7 protein-coding genes are annotated in these 16,975 nt (G+C 42.6%); all 7 read left to right on the forward strand.

The genetic code is table 11. The features are described from left to right. The first annotated feature begins 42 nt into the window (after positions 1-42). The 7 genes from ARA78_RS02705 to ARA78_RS02735 all read left to right on the forward strand — a co-directional run bounded on the left by ARA78_RS02705 (position 43) and on the right by ARA78_RS02735 (position 16,804). Positions 43-10,698 (forward strand): Cna B-type domain-containing protein, encoded by a 10,656-nt coding sequence (locus tag ARA78_RS02705; protein WP_055279937.1) that lies wholly within the window; start codon positions 43-45, stop codon positions 10,696-10,698. A 174-nt stretch (positions 10,699-10,872) separates the two neighbouring features. Further along, positions 10,873-12,339 (forward strand): stage IV sporulation protein A, encoded by a 1,467-nt coding sequence (gene spoIVA / locus ARA78_RS02710; protein WP_055279938.1) that lies wholly within the window; start codon positions 10,873-10,875, stop codon positions 12,337-12,339. Between the two features lie 122 nt (positions 12,340-12,461). Further along, on the forward strand, positions 12,462-13,220 hold the full coding sequence (locus tag ARA78_RS02715; protein WP_022216424.1) for a segregation and condensation protein A: 759 nt from the start codon (positions 12,462-12,464) through the stop codon (positions 13,218-13,220). A gap of 13 nt (positions 13,221-13,233) precedes the next feature. Continuing rightward, positions 13,234-13,908: an SMC-Scp complex subunit ScpB gene (scpB, locus tag ARA78_RS02720; RefSeq protein WP_015534975.1), complete on the forward strand. Its 675-nt coding sequence runs from the start codon at positions 13,234-13,236 to the stop codon at positions 13,906-13,908. Between the two features lie 101 nt (positions 13,909-14,009). After that, entirely contained in the window at positions 14,010-15,197 is a 1,188-nt protein-coding gene (locus tag ARA78_RS02725; RefSeq protein ID WP_055144391.1) for a D-alanyl-D-alanine carboxypeptidase family protein, read from the forward strand. Positions 15,198-15,257: 60 nt separating this feature from the next. Next, the gene (locus ARA78_RS02730) at positions 15,258-16,175 is read left to right on the forward strand and encodes a dipicolinate synthase subunit DpsA (RefSeq protein WP_055144393.1); all 918 of its coding nucleotides are present in this window, start codon (positions 15,258-15,260) and stop codon (positions 16,173-16,175) included. Between the two features lie 47 nt (positions 16,176-16,222). Then, positions 16,223-16,804 (forward strand): dipicolinate synthase subunit B, encoded by a 582-nt coding sequence (locus ARA78_RS02735; RefSeq protein ID WP_015534973.1) that lies wholly within the window; start codon positions 16,223-16,225, stop codon positions 16,802-16,804. Positions 16,805-16,975: the final 171 nt, after the last annotated feature.

The following is a 16,975-nucleotide window of genomic DNA, read 5'->3' on the forward strand; positions in this document are numbered from 1 at the left end:
CAAGTGTGTAAGTCGAAAAATAATTAGAAAAGAGGTATTACAATGGCAAAAACTACGAAAAAGCTTATAGCACTGCTGCTGGCGGTAGTTATGATAACTACGTTGATTTCGCCTTCTAATTATAGTTGGTCCAATGCGGCCGAGACGAGAGGGGGAGACGCATACGCCACGGCTACTGATTCGATAGCAATGCTGTCGAGTGCAGCAGTAACCGGAAATCTTGAAGATTATATTACTGGAGCTACGATTGCTGATAAAGCAGGTAATATATATGGTAGCAGTTCCAGACCGTCCACAACGCCGCTTCCTGTAGATCCAAATGATCCTACAAAAGCCGGTGTAGATATCCAGATGTCTATGGATATAGTGTTTCCGGAAAATGTTGTTAATAGCATAGTGGAGTCTGGTGAAGATGCAACATTTACTTATACGATGCCGGATACCATAAAGTTTAATTCCGATATTCTGAATGAGAATATAACTGATGGAAGTGGTAACAGGATCGGTTCGTATTCAGTTGTGAACGGAGTCCTTACTGCGACGATCGATCATACAGCACTCGAGGGGGGAGCCCAGCTCAAGGCTTTCTTCAAGGCGTGGATCGATATGGATCTCACAAAGTACAATGAGAAAAACCAGGTCGAGAACAAATTCACAAGCACTGTGATTGTGACTGTGGATGTGGATTTCAAGCCTGATGTGGATGTGAAGAAGACCGCATCCGAGGGTAGAGTTACAGATCCTAAGGATGGATATGTATACTTTGACTATACCGTAGAAGTTTCATCCAATCATGGAAGTGCCAGTGAGGATCTGAACTTTAGTGATGTTATAGCCAACGACATAGCAGGTGTCATACCTGAAGTTACAGATATAAAGGTGATCAAGTCTGACAACACAGACTGCAGCTCATCACTCACATATAACAGTAGTACCTCTAGTATAGAAGGAACTCTTCCTGCACTCGGAGCAAAGGAGTCATATAAGATAACCTATACAGTAAAGAGTAAAGTCGATGATCTTTCTCAGGACGTGATCAATCTGAACCAGAGCAATATTGCAGAGGCTAAGAATTCAAAGGTTGATGATAAGGATCAGACCAACAAGGGCTACAAATATGTGAAGGATGGTGCCACAGATCTCAAGGTTACAAAATCCTCAGATGGTGTGAGCATTGATCCTGACGATCACAAGATAGTTTACAAATACAAGGTTATAGTAAGTTCTGAGTATGGAAGCGATGGTGATATTACACTTGATGATATTCTTGCAAATGAACTTGACTCAAAACTTGGATCTGATGCCAAGAGAACAGTACAGAATGTTACATGCAAGCTCAAGGACAGCAACGGACAGTACACGGATGTCACAGCAAATGGATATGTGACTCCTGCAACAGGAACCATAGGAAATGGTGAAACAGTTATAAATGGAAAGCTTCCGAAGCTTGACGCTAATTCACAGTATGAGATCACATACGAGGTTATTGTCTCAGATATTGCCGATGACATCGGAAGCATAAATGTACACAATAAGAATTGTGTAGACGTGTCAGATGATTCACATGACGAGCATACTGATAACGACAGCAGTACATGGTACAATGCCGGCAAGTCTACAGCATCCATAAGTAAGACCGGTTCACTGTCAGGTGACAAGTCAACCATAACATGGACAGTAACCGTGAATGCGGATAAGAAGAAGAATCTGACAGGAATGTCAGTATCGGATATACTCACAAAGAATGGGACAGAGCTCACAGACGAAAAGACGTGCAGCGTATCCATAAATGACACAGATGTTTCAACCACTATCAATCTTCCTGCAAGCTTTGTGGAAGAGAATGGTAAACTTTATTTGACGGATGGAACTTCAAGGGTTGATGTGACAGAGAACAAATCCAAGATCGTGTTCACCTACACAACAGATTCATCCAAGCTTGATAAGCTGACTGATGTTTATAAGAATGTAGCGACAATAGAGAAGAACGGAGTTACGGACAGCGCCGAGGCGACTGTAGAGGTGGCCGGTGATTCAGTAAAGAAGGAATTCGTATCAGAGACGGAGAACGATGATACATATACCCTTGCATGGAAGTCTACAATATCTGGCGTTGACAAGCTCAATGCGAATGATACATATACTGACTCTGTAACATATGATAATGGAGCACTTCCAAAGCATTACTTTACGGCAGATCAGATAAACGGACTTATCGTATCTGGTCTCACAGAGGGCGTTGACTACAACGTAAAGGTAACATACACCAATTTCTCTAATGTATGGGGACCATACAGCACAACAGTTGACAGCGTTGCAGATATTCCGGCATCATCTGACAACTACATAACAGGATATACAATAGAATTCCTCAGAGATATAACAGGCACGGAGGAGACCCCGATAGATTATGTTATCACATATAATACGACAGTAAAGTCTGACAGCAAGTATACGGCAGTCAACAAGGGTACTCTTACTATTGATGGTTCATCCAAGACATCACAGGATTCGCATCCTGTATCTGGAATAACTCAGGGTTCTATAGTAGAGAAGTACAGCTACACCAATGGTACTGACGAGAAGGAGAGCATTGTAGGATATGACAAGGCTAACAATGTGTTCGTATATAAGGTAGTTCTCAACGGTGACTTTGCGTATGGAGATGGAGACAGACTTTCCTTTACAGATACACTTCCTGCAGGAACTGAGCTTGATACCACATACCTCAAGAAAGATATGCTCCCAGAGGGGGTTGGAGAGACTGTTGGTCAGGACGGAATATATTTTGTGTCTTATTACTCAGACAATAAGACTAGACCTCAGACAGGCGCATCTAGTTTTGTAGAAAACTTTAATGTGGCAAGCAACAGTATCAGTTTTGACATAAAGTCACTTCAGTTTTATGGCAAAAATGTCAAGGTTGTTGTCTACTATGCAGTCAAGGTCACAAAGGATATATCATCCGTTGTCGGTGGCAGTGACGTGGAATTCACCAACAATTGTTCGGCAACAGTTGTCAGAACCGACGGTTCAACTAAGACCAAGGATGACAGCGCAAAAGTTACTGTGACTGGACCGAATATTACCAAAACTGCAGGAAACTATGATAATGACACCAACAGTATTGAATATACTGTGTATATCAATGAGAAGGGTGAGGCTCTAGGCAATACAGGATCCATAACTGTAGTTGACAAGTATGACTACAGCAATGCGGCTGCAGTAAAGAGAGTATTTATCAAGGATGGTTCGCTTAAGCTTCTGTACGCAGATACAGGCGCTGAAGTTCCGGCGTACAAATACAGCTATACATATGCAGATGATACGACAGCTAAGATGTCTACACTGACACTCACCATGCCGGATGAGACAAAGTTTATCCTGAAGTATACATATACTCTTGTATATACAGGTAAGCTTACAGCGGATGTTAAGAACAGCGTTGGTATTCTTGGATCTACAAGTTCGGCAGATTCGTCATCGACGGACACGAACATCAATGATCAGGATTCATCAATGGGAACTGATACAGAGCAGTTTAATCTTTCGATAATAAAAACTGACTCTATAATGACAGGAATCAAGCTTGCTGGTGCGAAGTTTGAGCTTTACAGATATGGTGATCCAAACAACAGTGCAGACACTAACTGGAATCTCATGGTACCTGGAAGCGATGAGGAAAGAGTAACTAACGAACAGGGAAGACTTACATTATCAAGTTTGTATTATAATTACTATTACAAGCTTATAGAGGTGGAAGCACCTGAGGGTTATAAGAAGCTCACAGATCCTATATACATATATGAGAACAATATCTCATCCAGCCTGACAGGACCGAAACCTGCTGAGGTGACAACTGATTCTATTTCAGACATAGTCCTTGACAGCAAAGGTTCACAGGATTATACACTGCCAGTAGATAACACTCCTGAGAACAGAAAGATAACTGTTAAAAAGGTATGGAAGGATGCCGCAGGTGGAACACTGAATGATATTCCGGTTGACAGCATAACAGTTAAGATCTATGCATCAACTAATCCATCAAGTTACGACAAGAATACAGATCCTGTTGTAAAGACAATTACCTTAAATAGTGCAAATAAGTGGACAAGCGATGAGATAGAGCTTGATGTAGCTGATGCAAATGGCAACTACCTCTACTACTTTGCAGAAGAGGATTTCGATAATGCTGATTACCAGGTCACAATAAGTAATAATGGAACAGCAACCGGAACGATTACCATCACGAACACCAACACAAAGGTGACAAATGAGACGATCGATATTCCTGTAACCAAGAAGTGGGATGACAGCGACAACATTCTGTCAGCAAGACCAAAGAACATCAAAGTTACACTTGCCACAGAGGATGCGGCGGGCAATATAACAAAGATTGTTGACAAGACACTTACACTCAATGATTCAAATAACTGGAGTGGAACATTTACAAACCTTGATAAGAAGGATGCCGATGGCAATCTTATCAACTACACTGTAGTTGAGGATGACGTAGAAGGATATACAAGCGATGTTCAGCTCACAAAGGATGAGAACGATGTAGTTACCGCTGCAACGATCACAAACAAGCTGAATGTTGGAAGCCTTGTTATCACGAAGTTCTTCAGCGGAGACCTCGATGATACAAAGCTTACAGATGCACAGAAGAAGCAGATCACATTTACAATATCAGGCCCTGAGGGATACAAGGGACCTACAATCGTAACATATGATCAGTTTTACTTAGGAAGCTACGTTATCAATAATGCTCCATATGGAAAATACACTGTAACAGAGACAGGTGCAGCGTTTGATGGATATACACATAAAGTTACATATACTGTAGGTTCATCAACAGGCAATACGGCTGCGGATGTTGTTATTTCATCATCGTCATCATCACTTGTGACTGTGGCGAATGAATACAAGGCATTTATCACGGTAAGTGGAACCAAGGTTTGGGATGACAATAATAATCAGGATGGCAAGAGAGCTGAGGATATTAAAGTCCGTCTTATGAATGGAACGACTGAGGTCGCAAGTAAGACGGTTACCCCTGATGCGTCAGGTAACTGGAATTTCAGCTTTGCTGATCTTCCAAAGTACGATGATAACGGCAATGAGATAGCTTATACCGTTAAAGAGGATGCGGTTGCGGGTTATGATACCAAGATAACCGGCGACGTGAAGACTGGATTTGTCATCACCAACAGTCATACACCTGAGACAATTGATATCAGCGGAACAAAGACATGGAATGATGCAGATAACCAGGACGGAAAGAGAGCTTCTGAGATTACAGTAAGACTTCTTGCAAATGGCAATGAGGTTACTTCAAAGAAGGTTTCAAAGAATGATAACTGGAAGTACAGTTTCACAGATCTTCCTAAGTATGACAACGGATCAGAGATCATGTATACAATAACAGAGGATGCTGTTAAAGATTATACAACTTTGATAGATGGATATAACATCACCAACAGCTACACACCTGGTAAGACAAGCATTTCAGTGACAAAGGTTTGGGATGATAACAATAATCAGGATGGCAAGAGAGAAACCAGTGTTAAGGTCAAGCTCCTTGCTGATGGATCAGATGTTGCAGATTCAGAAGTAACACTGAATGCCGATAACAACTGGACAAACACATGGAACGATATTCCACTTAAGTCCGGCGGTAAGGATATAACATATACTGTTGAAGAGACAAGCAATGTGCCAGGATATAAGGCTGAAGTTACAGGAGATGTCAAGACAGGTTTCACTGTTACCAATAGTCATACACCTGAGACGATAGATATCGATGGAATAAAGACCTGGAATGATGCAAATGATCAGGATGGTAAGAGACCTAAGAGCATCACAGTAAATCTCCTTGCAAATGGTCAGACTTACAAGACAAAGTCTGTTACAGAGGCAGAAGGTTGGAAGTACAGCTTTACAGGTCTTCCAAAGTACAGCAATGGTCAGGAGATAAAGTATACCATCACAGAGGACAGTGTGGAGGGATATACAGCAGCTCCAAATGGTTATGATATTACAAACACACATGTTCCAGAGACTACAGATGTCAATGTCACGAAGATCTGGGATGACGCTGGAAATCAGGACGGCAAGAGGGCAAAAGAAATCACTGTCAAATTATTTGCTGATGGCACAGAGGTTGCCGGCTCAGAGGTAACTCTTAAAGAGGACAACAACTGGACGTATACATGGAAAGATCTTGCGGTATATAAGAATGGAAAGTCCATCGACTATACAGTAGATGAGATCACCACAACAGCCGGATATACAAAGAAGGTTACCGGTGATGCCAAGACAGGATTTGTAATAACCAACAGCTACACACCAGAGACCATCAATATAGCTGGTACAAAGACATGGGATGATGCAAACAATCAGGATAGAAAGAGACCTGAGAGCATAACTGTAAATCTTCTTGCGGATGGTCAGTTATACAAGACAAAGACTGTTACAGCTGAGGAAGACTGGAAGTATAGTTTCAAAGATCTTCCAAAGTATAGCAGTGGCAACAAGATAGTTTATACCATTACAGAGGATGCGGTCGGTGATTATGCTACTGTAATAGACGGATATAACATTACAAACACATATACACCGGCAAAGACAAGTGTATCAGTCACAAAGAGCTGGGATGATGCAAACAATCAGGACAGAAAGAGACCTACGAGTGTAAAGGTTCAGCTGCTTGCGAACGGAATAGCAGTAGATGGCTCAGAGACTATATTAAAAGCAGATAACAACTGGACACATACATGGACAGATCTTGATGTGAACAAGGATGGAGCTGCGATAGCTTACACTGTAGAAGAAACAGATATTACTGAAGGATATACTCCAGTGATAACCGGAGATATGACAACAGGATACACAGTTACGAACAGCTACACACCAGAGACGACATCAGTAAAGGGCGTTAAGATCTGGGACGACGGTGAGAATCAGGATGGTATCAGACCTCCAAGTATCACAGTCAACCTGATTGCAAACGGAACAAAGATCAAGAGTCTTGAAGTCACAGCAGCAAATGACTGGAAGTTTAGTTTTACAGACCTTCCTAAATATGCAGATGGATCAGAGATAACATACGAAGTAACTGAGGATGCTGTTTCCGAATACACTACAGCTGTGACAGGAGACGCAGAAAACGGATATACATTTACCAATAGTCACACGCCTGAAACGATCAATATAGAAGGAACAAAGACCTGGAACGATGCAAACGATCAGGATGGCAAGAGACCAGGAAAGATTACGGTAAATCTTCTTGCAGATGGAGACATATATGCTACGAAGGAAGTAACTGAGGCAGATGGTTGGAAGTACAATTTCACGGATCTTCCAAAGTACAAAAATGGCAATAAAATCACGTACACCATCACAGAGGATACTGTTGAGGACTATCAGACACTTGTCAACGGATATGATATCACGAACAGTTATACGCCAGGAAAGACAAGTGTATCAGTTACAAAGGCCTGGGATGATGCTGATAACCAGGATGGCAAGAGAGCTAGAAATATAAAAGTAAGACTTCTTGCCGACGGAAACGTAGTTGCAGATTCTGAGGTGGATCTCAGTGATGCCAACAACTGGAGTCATACATGGAGTGATCTTGATATCAACAAGAATGGATCACCTATTGAATATACTGTTGAAGAGATTACATCGGTTGAAGGATATGCAACAGTTATCACAGGATCTGCGAAGACCGGTTATATCATCAAGAACAGTTACACACCAGAGACAACTTCAATAAGTGGTAAGAAGATATGGAATGATGCAAATGATCAGGATGGTAAGAGACCAGGAAAGATCACAGTAAATCTTCTTGCAAACGGAGTGAAGGTGGCTGATAAGGAAGTTACAGCTGCGAACGGCTGGAAGTACAGCTTTACAGATCTTCCAAAGTACGCAGGTGGCAACGAGATCACATACGGTATCACAGAAAATGCTGTTGAGGATTATCAGACACTTGTAAATGGATATGATATCACGAACAGTTACACACCAGGAAAGACAAGTGTATCAGTTACAAAGGCTTGGGATGATGCCGACAATCAGGACGGCAAGAGAGAGAGTTCAGTAAAGGTTGAACTCCTTGCTGATGGAACTCCTGTTGTTGGATCAGAAACAACTCTCAGTGCTGACAACAACTGGACATATACATGGGCAGGACTTGATGTCAAGAAGAGTGGTGTGAATATCGTCTACAGTGTAAGAGAGATAACCGCAATTGATGGATATACAACCACAGTCACAGGCGATGCTGAGACAGGATTCACAATAAAGAACAGCTATACACCAGAGACGACATCAGTGAGCGGCAGCAAGTCATGGGATGATGCGGACGATCAGGATGGCAAGAGACCTGGAAATATCAAGGTAAACCTTCTTGCAGATGGCAGCGTATATGCTACAAAGACGGTAACCGAGGCAGAAAACTGGGAGTATAGTTTTACAAATCTTCCAAAGTATAGAGATGGTGGAATTCAGATCAAGTATTCTGTATCTGAGGTTGATGTACCAGAATATACAGGTGAGGTTACAGGTTATAATATCACGAACAGTTACACACCGGGAAAGACAAGTGTATCAGTTACAAAGAAGTGGAGTGATAATGATAACCAGGACGGCAAGAGAACACCTAGCGTAATGGTTCGTCTTCTGGCTGATGGACAGGTTGTAGCTGGCTCTGGGGTAACACTCAGCAAGGCAAATAACTGGACACATACATGGAATGCTCTTGACGAGAAGAAAAATGGACAGACCATCGACTACACAGTTGAGGAGACTACAACTATAGATGGTTACACAACAGTCATAACAGGAAATGCAGCTGATGGATATGTGGTTGACAATCAGCACACACCTGAGACGATCAATGTATCAGGTACTAAGACGTGGGTTGATGACGATGATCACGATGGTCAGAGACCAGATTCAATAACAGTTAAGCTTCTTGCAGATGGTACTGTTATAAAGAGCCTCGTGGTTACAGCAGATACTGACTGGAATTACAGCTTTACAGATTTACCAAAGTACAAAGATAATGGAACCCTGATCAAGTATTCTGTATCAGAGAATGCTGTTTCGGGATACAAGGCATCTGTTACTGGATATGACATAACAAACACATACAAGCCAAATGTTATAAAACTTACCAAGACCATAAATGGAGATATTACAGCAGATGATGCAGCGACAAATGTAAAGTTCAATGTTACAAACAATGCAGGCTACAGTAAGATCATAAAGCTTACAGACTCTGAGGTTGCAAAGCTTGGAAATGGCAAGTATGAGATAACTCTTGTAAATGTGCCGGATGGTACATATACAGTTGAGGAAACATCATATGCATATGATGGAGCAGCGGTAACAGTCAGCTATACTGTGGATGGAATAGACGGTGAAGGAACAGAGGCATCCGGAATAACACTTATTGGTGGAAATACAGCCGATGTAGAGTTCGTTGATACCTACAAGCTTGGCACTGTCAAGTTCACTAAGGCTGGACTTTATAAGGAGTCATGTGCTGAAGACCCTGATGATGTAAAAATGCTTGATGGTGTAGAGTTTGCGCTCTATGAGGGTACAGATACAGAGTGTGAGAATCCTGTAATGACAGCAACAAGTGTAAATGGTGTTGTGACATTCAAGGATCTTAAGATTGGTACGTATCTTGTAAAAGAGAGTAAGACTATCGGAGATTATATTATCGATAACACAGTCTACACAGCAGAGGTAACAGAGGCAAACATTGACACTTATGCAGTGTTAAATGGTGTTCAGGATAACACACTGATAAATGATCTTCCTAGAACAGATCTCAAGATAGAGAAGGTTGCAGAGGAGAACAATGGCATAAAGCTTCCAAATTCAGTATACGGACTCTACAAGGAGAACGAAAATGGTGAGGAAGAGCTTGTCGCTAAGGCTACAACAGACAGCAACGGAGTTCTCAAGTTTGACGGTATTTTGATCGGCACAGAGTATACGATCAGAGAGATACAGGCGCCGGATGGATACTATGTATCTGAACAGCCAATATCAATCAAGTTCAAGAAAGATGAGAACGGAAAGATTACAGTTGAATCATTTGACGGTGGTTTTAATACTGACACAGGTAAAGTCACAGCCAGAGTTGATGAGAATGGAAACATTACATGGCTTGAACCTTCAGTAAAATACAGCTTTGAGAAAGTAGATGAGGATGGTGTTCCTGTAAAGGGCGCAACACTTCGACTCGAGGATGTTGATGGAAAACTCATTGATGAGTGGGTAACAGATGGCAGTGCGCATGAAGTCAACAATGTACTTGTAATTGGCAAGATCTATGCACTCATAGAGGTTAAGGCTCCTTCGGGCTATGACAAGGCTGATGATATACTGTTCACAGTTTCTGATGATAAGGTTGCAGCCGGTGAGGATATTGTAGTGACTATCACAATGGTTGATAAGAAGACAACAACGACCGAGACTACGGAAACCACAGAGACAACCGAAACCACAGAGACAACACAGACAACTGAAATAACAACAGAGGACAAGAACAAGCCGGATACTGGTGACAGAGCTCCTGTTGTACCAATAGCAGTTGTGCTCTTAATAAGTCTTGCCGGATGCGGTGTTATTGTGGCATCTAAAAAGAGAAAAGATAATCAGAGCAGCAAGTAATACAAAGCTGTGACATGTCCCCCGGGAATATCACCTTATATGGTGGTATTCTGGGGGATTTTTTTGTTCATAAAACAGCAGTTACATTCATATGCTATATATAGAAAATGACCGTAGATCTATTGTGTTTACAGTAATATAATTATGTAAATAAATAGCATGTCAGGAGGATGTATGGAGGAGTATCAGGTATATCAGGATATCAAGGCGAGAACAAACGGAGAAATATACATCGGCGTAGTTGGACCGGTAAGAACAGGAAAATCAACATTCATAAAAAGATTTATGAACCAGATGGTTATTCCTAACATTTCAGGGGAAAATGACAGGCAGCTTGCACAGGATGAACTGCCGCAGTCGGCATCAGGAAAGACCATAATGACGACTGAGCCAAAATTTATACCAAAGGAAGCTGTATCAATCAATGTTGCTGACAATCTGGATATGAAGGTAAAGATGATCGATTGCGTGGGATATGTCGTCAAGGATGCCGAGGGTCAGTTTGAGGATGGCAAGGAGAGAATGGTGAGAACGCCGTGGTTTGACTATGACATTCCGTTTTCCAAGGCGGCGGAGATAGGCACAAACAAGGTTATAAATAACCATTCAACTGTTGGGATTGTTGTGACCACGGATGGCAGCTTTGGTGAGCTTCCGAGGGAGAGCTATCTTGAAGCTGAGCAGAAGACTGTTGATGAGCTGAAGGCCATTGGGAAGCCATTTGTCATTCTTCTCAACACCGACAAACCATCCAGCAGTCAGACGGCCGCGCTCTCGGCAGAAATGAGCGATACATATGGTGCAAGTGTTATTCCGGTAAACGTGGAGCAGCTCAGAGAATCGGATATTACATATATTTTTACAGAACTTCTTATGAGCTTCCCTGTCACATCTATATATTTTGAGATACCGAAATGGCTTGAGGTTGTCGATGATGACAATGAGATCAAGAGCAGCGTTATATGTGATGCAGTCCAGATAATGGTGGCTGCAGACAGCCTGAGGGATATCGATCATATGGACTACCCTGAGAATGAATATGTCAAGAGATATAAGTGTTCCAGCATAAATATGGCGGATGGATGTGTGAATATAGACGTCGATATCTACGATAATTATTATTACGCAATGCTGTCAGATATGATGGGCGCAGATATAACAAACGAGTACGATTTTATCACTGAGCTCAAATCCATGGCAGATAATCGTAAGTATTGTGTGAGTGTCATGGGAGCGCTTGAGCAGGTGAACAATGGAGGTTATGGCCTCGTTATGCCGGATAAGTCGAATGTCCAGCTCGGAAGTCCTGAGGTTATAAAGACCGGAGGAAAATTTGGAGTGAAGATATCGGCAAGCGCGCCATCGGTACATATGATCAAGGCGAATATCACCACCGAGATCATGCCGCTTGTGGGAAGCAAGGAGCAGGCGGATGATCTTGTCACATACATATCTGACAACAGCGATGATGGAGATATGTGGGGAGTTAATATATTTGGCAAGACCATAGAACAACTCGTTGACGATGGACTTAACAACAAGGTCAGCAAGATAGGTGCGGAGAGTCAGCAGAAGCTTCAGAATACCATGGAGAAGATCGTAAATGACGGAAATGGCGGAATGGTGTGCATAATAATATAAGATTGCATATTTATGGCAGGCTATGTTAAAATGTCTAAGGTGTTCTGGTGGATGCCTTAGACATTTGATTGTCCGGGCATGGAACATTATGGTGGTTATCAATTCAGGATGGAGACGTACATATGTCTGCGATAGATGTAAAGCTTAATGTATTTGAGGGCCCACTGGATCTTCTTTTGCATTTGATAGAGAAAAACAAAGTCAATATATACGATATTCCGATCGTCACTATCACAGAGCAGTATCTGGAATATGTGAACAACATGGAGGAAGAAGATCTTGACGTCATGAGCGAATTTCTGGTCATGGCGGCGACTCTGATCAAGATCAAGTCCAAGATGCTCCTGCCGAAGGATGAGGAGGATCCTGAGGATGAAGAGGATCCTAGAGAAGAGCTCGTCAGACGACTGCTTGAGTACAAGATGTACAAGTATGCTGCCGGTGAACTGAAGGATCTGGAGATTGAGGGAAACAAGGCATTTTTCAAGAAGGCGACCATACCGGCTGAGGTGAAGAATGTCAAGCAGGAGGTCGATCCTTATGAGTTGATCTCCAAGGCTGATGTGGATCTCCAGAAGCTCAATGAGATATTCAAATCGGTTATGCGTAAGCAGGTCGACAAGGTAGATCCGATACGAAGCAAATTCAAAGAGATCGAGAGGGAGGAGATTTCCCTTGAGGAGAAGATGGCGGAGGTAAGAGAAGAAGTCAGAGGACTGGAGGGCATAAACTTCAGGACACTGCTTGAGATGCAGGCATCAAAGATGAATATCATAGTCACATTCCTTGCCATACTTGAGCTTATGAAGATAGGCGCAATAGCGATCAGACAGGAAGATATATTCGGAGAGATAATCATTGATTCTCTGGATACTATATAGAGACGAGGTAACGATGAATAACGAAGATTTACAGAATGAGGAAATAGATGAAGTAAATACCCCTTCAGAAGAGAATGAGGAGGCCAGGACGGACAAGGAGTACAGTGACGATTATCTCACATCCGCCATCGAGGCTATACTTTTCTCAGTGGGTGAGTCTGTATCGATCGACAGACTTGCCTCAGCTCTTGAGATGGACAAGAGGAAGCTTACAAAGCAGCTTGAGGGTATCATATATAATTACAACAACAGCGACAGGGGTATCAGGATCATAGATCTTGACGGTTCGCTTCAGCTCTGTACGCGCAACGAATACTATGGAATTCTCGCCAAGGTTGTCAATACACCGAAGAAGCTTTCCCTCACGGATGTTGTTCTTGAGACTTTGTCTATAATTGCATACAAACAGCCGATAACAAGGCCCGAGATCGAGGCTATAAGAGGAGTTTCATGTGTACATGCCATAAACAAGCTCATAGAGTACAATCTCGTGCAGGAGGTTGGAAGACTTGATGCTCCTGGACGACCTATCATGTTTGGAACAACAGAGGAATTCCTCAGATGCTTTGGAGTGTCATCGACAAATGATCTTCCGATGATAAGCCCTGATAAGATAGAGGACTTCAAGAAAGAAGCGCTGGAGGAAGCAGATTTCACGCTCAGTGTAGATACGACATCCGAAGAATAACAGACATGTTCCTGTAATATAATATCATGACCAATATTATGAGGATATGACGGTATATGCATATGTTTTCTACAGGAAAAAGATCACGCATAAGGCGGTTTATGTTGCTTGTTGCAGCCTGGACTGCAGCAAGTCTGGTAATACAGTTTCTCGTTGGTAACAATATATTTATAAAAGCGTATGCTGAGGAAGACAATACAGCGGATGTACAGCTATTTGCCAGAAATGCGATTCTGCTGGATGGGGAGACTGGAGATATACTATATGACAAATGTAGTGATGAGCACAGACCCAACGCCAGCACGACCAAGATACTTACATGTATACTTGCAATCGAGTGCGGGAATCTGGCGGATGATGTGACAGCTTCATCCTATGCATCCAAGATGCCTGAGGTCAGACTTGGGGTTCGTGACGGCGAGAAGTACACACTTGAAGACATGTTGTACGCCATGATGCTCGAGAGCTACAACGACGCCGCTGTAGTCATAGCGGAACATATCGGTGGCAGTGTACAGCACTTTGCGGAGATGATGAACGCAAAGGCTGAGGAGATAGGCTGCCATTCTACATATTTTATCACGCCAAATGGTCTGGATGCCCAGGACGAAAATGGCGTCCATGGCACCTCTGCGGAGGATCTTGTCAGGATCATGAGGTATTGTATTCTTATTTCACCCCAAAAGGATGAATTTCTGAAGATTACCCGAACAAAATCATACACATTCACTGATAATACCGGAAATAGAACATTTGCATGCATTAATCACAATGCATTTCTCGATATGATGCCATGCGCATTGTCAGGAAAGACCGGCTTTACCTGCGATGCTGGATATTGCTATATAGGAGCTGCGGAGGTTGAGGGACATACATATATATGGGCTCTCCTTGGCTGCGGATGGCCGAATAATAAGACTTATAAATGGAAAGATTCCAGGGCACTTGTGGCATTTGCGCAGGAACACACCATATACACGGAGCTTAAGGCGCCTGCTTCGCCTGACATCAGGATAACATATTCATCGGGGTCGTCGGCAGATGGAAGCACAGCGACAAAATGCAGGCTGAACAGGACTGTGACAGCATCTGAAGGTAGTATACAGTATGTATACAAAGTCGCGGATACATTAAAGGCACCTGTGCATAAAGGCGCTGTGGCCGGTTCGCTTGAAGTGTACCTGGACGATGAACTTATAGATGTTGAGAATGTTATTGTGTCCGAGGAGATAGCAGATGTGACATTTAAAGATGAGATAATAAAAGTTTTATATCGTGCTGCAATGTAACATTTGCCTGGCACAGGCATATCCTAAATTATCAATAATATAAGGGCGGTGCACTGAGGTATGGATATGGATTGTGTATACTACGTGGTAGGCGGTGACAGGAGAAGCTGCTATATGTCTCTCAGTCTGGCGGAGAAAGGCAGTAATGTGTTTCATTTCGATCCATATGATGCCGATCTGCTGAGACATTCGCCGGTCACCATTATTTCGGGGGCTTCAGGAGTGGGCTTTCGCAGACTGATAGAGGGCGAATGTGCGTCTCCATCTGTAGAAATGCTGAAAGCTATCATTCTTCCTGTGCCTGTTACGAGGGATGGTGAATTTGTCAACGGCAGAACCCTTCTCACCGTGAACAGCATTCTGGAATGCAGCAAGGAATTTGACATTGTGTTTGGAGGCGGGATAGGCAAATATATGTCTGATACAAACGAAAATAGTCCTTATGTATTTGATTTTCTTGCAGATGATGTTGTGGCCGAGAGAAATGCAGTTGCAACCGCGGAGGGGGCAGTCTGCGATGCGGAGGAGCTGTCTGATATTAATATAGACGGAAGCGTATGTCTGGTGACGGGATTTGGCAAATGTGCCAGGGTTCTTGCCGAAAGGCTTGCATCCTGGGGAGCAGATGTAATAGTTATGGCAAGACGTCCAAAGCAGAGGAGTGATGCGGCGCTCATAGGCTACAAGGTTATGTCATTTGAGGATATTCCGATATATAAGCATATACTGTCAGAAGTGGATTTTTGCTTCAATACAGTACCTGCGAGAGTTGTATGTGAAGATATCCTGTCTCTGCTCAGCAGACATGCGGTTGTAATAGATATAGCATCTATGCCGGGAGGGGTGGATTTTGATTATTGCAAGGAACATGATATTCCTTATAAACACAGCCTGGGAATCCCGGGTAAGCTGTCTCCAAAGACCTCGGGGATGATTCTTGCCGATGCAGTGATAGAGGCAGTGTCGGCTCACCGTTGAAATGGATTTGTATGAACTGACGCTTAATAAATAGGAGTGTATATAACATGGATTTATCAAAGTGCAATGTAGGTATGGCTATAACCGGTTCATTTTGTACCTTTGATAAGATTAAGATAGAAATAAAGAAAATGGTTGAGATGGGAATAAATGTGTATCCGATATTCTCGCCTCACTCCGCAGAGTACGACACAAGATTTGGAAAAGCTGACAAATTCGTAAATGACGTTGAGACGATAGCAGGGCGAAAGGGTATTTACACTATACAGGAGGCTGAGCCTATAGGTCCCAAGGCCTATCTTGATGCGCTGGTCATAGCACCTTGTACCGGAAACACCATCGCCAAGCTGACAAATGGAATAACAGACACATCGGTTCTCATGGCTGCGAAGGCACATCTGAGGAACAACAAGCCGCTCATCATATCTGTTTCGACAAATGATGCCATGGGCATGAACTTCAAGAACATCGGTCAGCTCATGAATATGAAAAATATTTATTTTGTTCCATTTGAACAGGATAACTGTGTGAAGAAGCCAAATTCGCTCATAAGCAGACTTGATCTCATCCCAGCCACCATAGAGGAGGCTCTTGAGGGAAGACAGATACAGCCTGTGCTCATAAAATAGTTTTACTGCACCCGATAGGGTATAAGTTTGTTGCTTATTGCGGCTATTATACCCCATCGGGTGTAGTTTTGCTTTATATAATATTTTTTATACCCGTTATGGTATAAAAAATATTATATTTGATTGAAATTATACCTTATCGGGTGTAATATATAAGGAGAATAGCGTATA

The sequence above is a fragment of the Coprococcus eutactus genome (assembly GCF_001404675.1).
Taxonomy (GTDB): domain Bacteria; phylum Bacillota; class Clostridia; order Lachnospirales; family Lachnospiraceae; genus Coprococcus; species Coprococcus aceti.

Coding starts and splice junctions, on each gene's coding strand:
- ARA78_RS02705 (WP_055279937.1), top strand. CDS start 43: ATGGCAAAAACTACGAAAAAGCTTATAGCACTGCTGCTGGCGGTAGTT.
- ARA78_RS02725 (WP_055144391.1), top strand. CDS start 14,010: ATGTTGCTTGTTGCAGCCTGGACTGCAGCAAGTCTGGTAATACAGTTT.
- ARA78_RS02735 (WP_015534973.1), top strand. CDS start 16,223: ATGGATTTATCAAAGTGCAATGTAGGTATGGCTATAACCGGTTCATTT.
- scpB (WP_015534975.1), top strand. CDS start 13,234: ATGAATAACGAAGATTTACAGAATGAGGAAATAGATGAAGTAAATACC.
- spoIVA (WP_055279938.1), top strand. CDS start 10,873: ATGGAGGAGTATCAGGTATATCAGGATATCAAGGCGAGAACAAACGGA.
- ARA78_RS02730 (WP_055144393.1), top strand. CDS start 15,258: ATGGATATGGATTGTGTATACTACGTGGTAGGCGGTGACAGGAGAAGC.
- ARA78_RS02715 (WP_022216424.1), top strand. CDS start 12,462: ATGTCTGCGATAGATGTAAAGCTTAATGTATTTGAGGGCCCACTGGAT.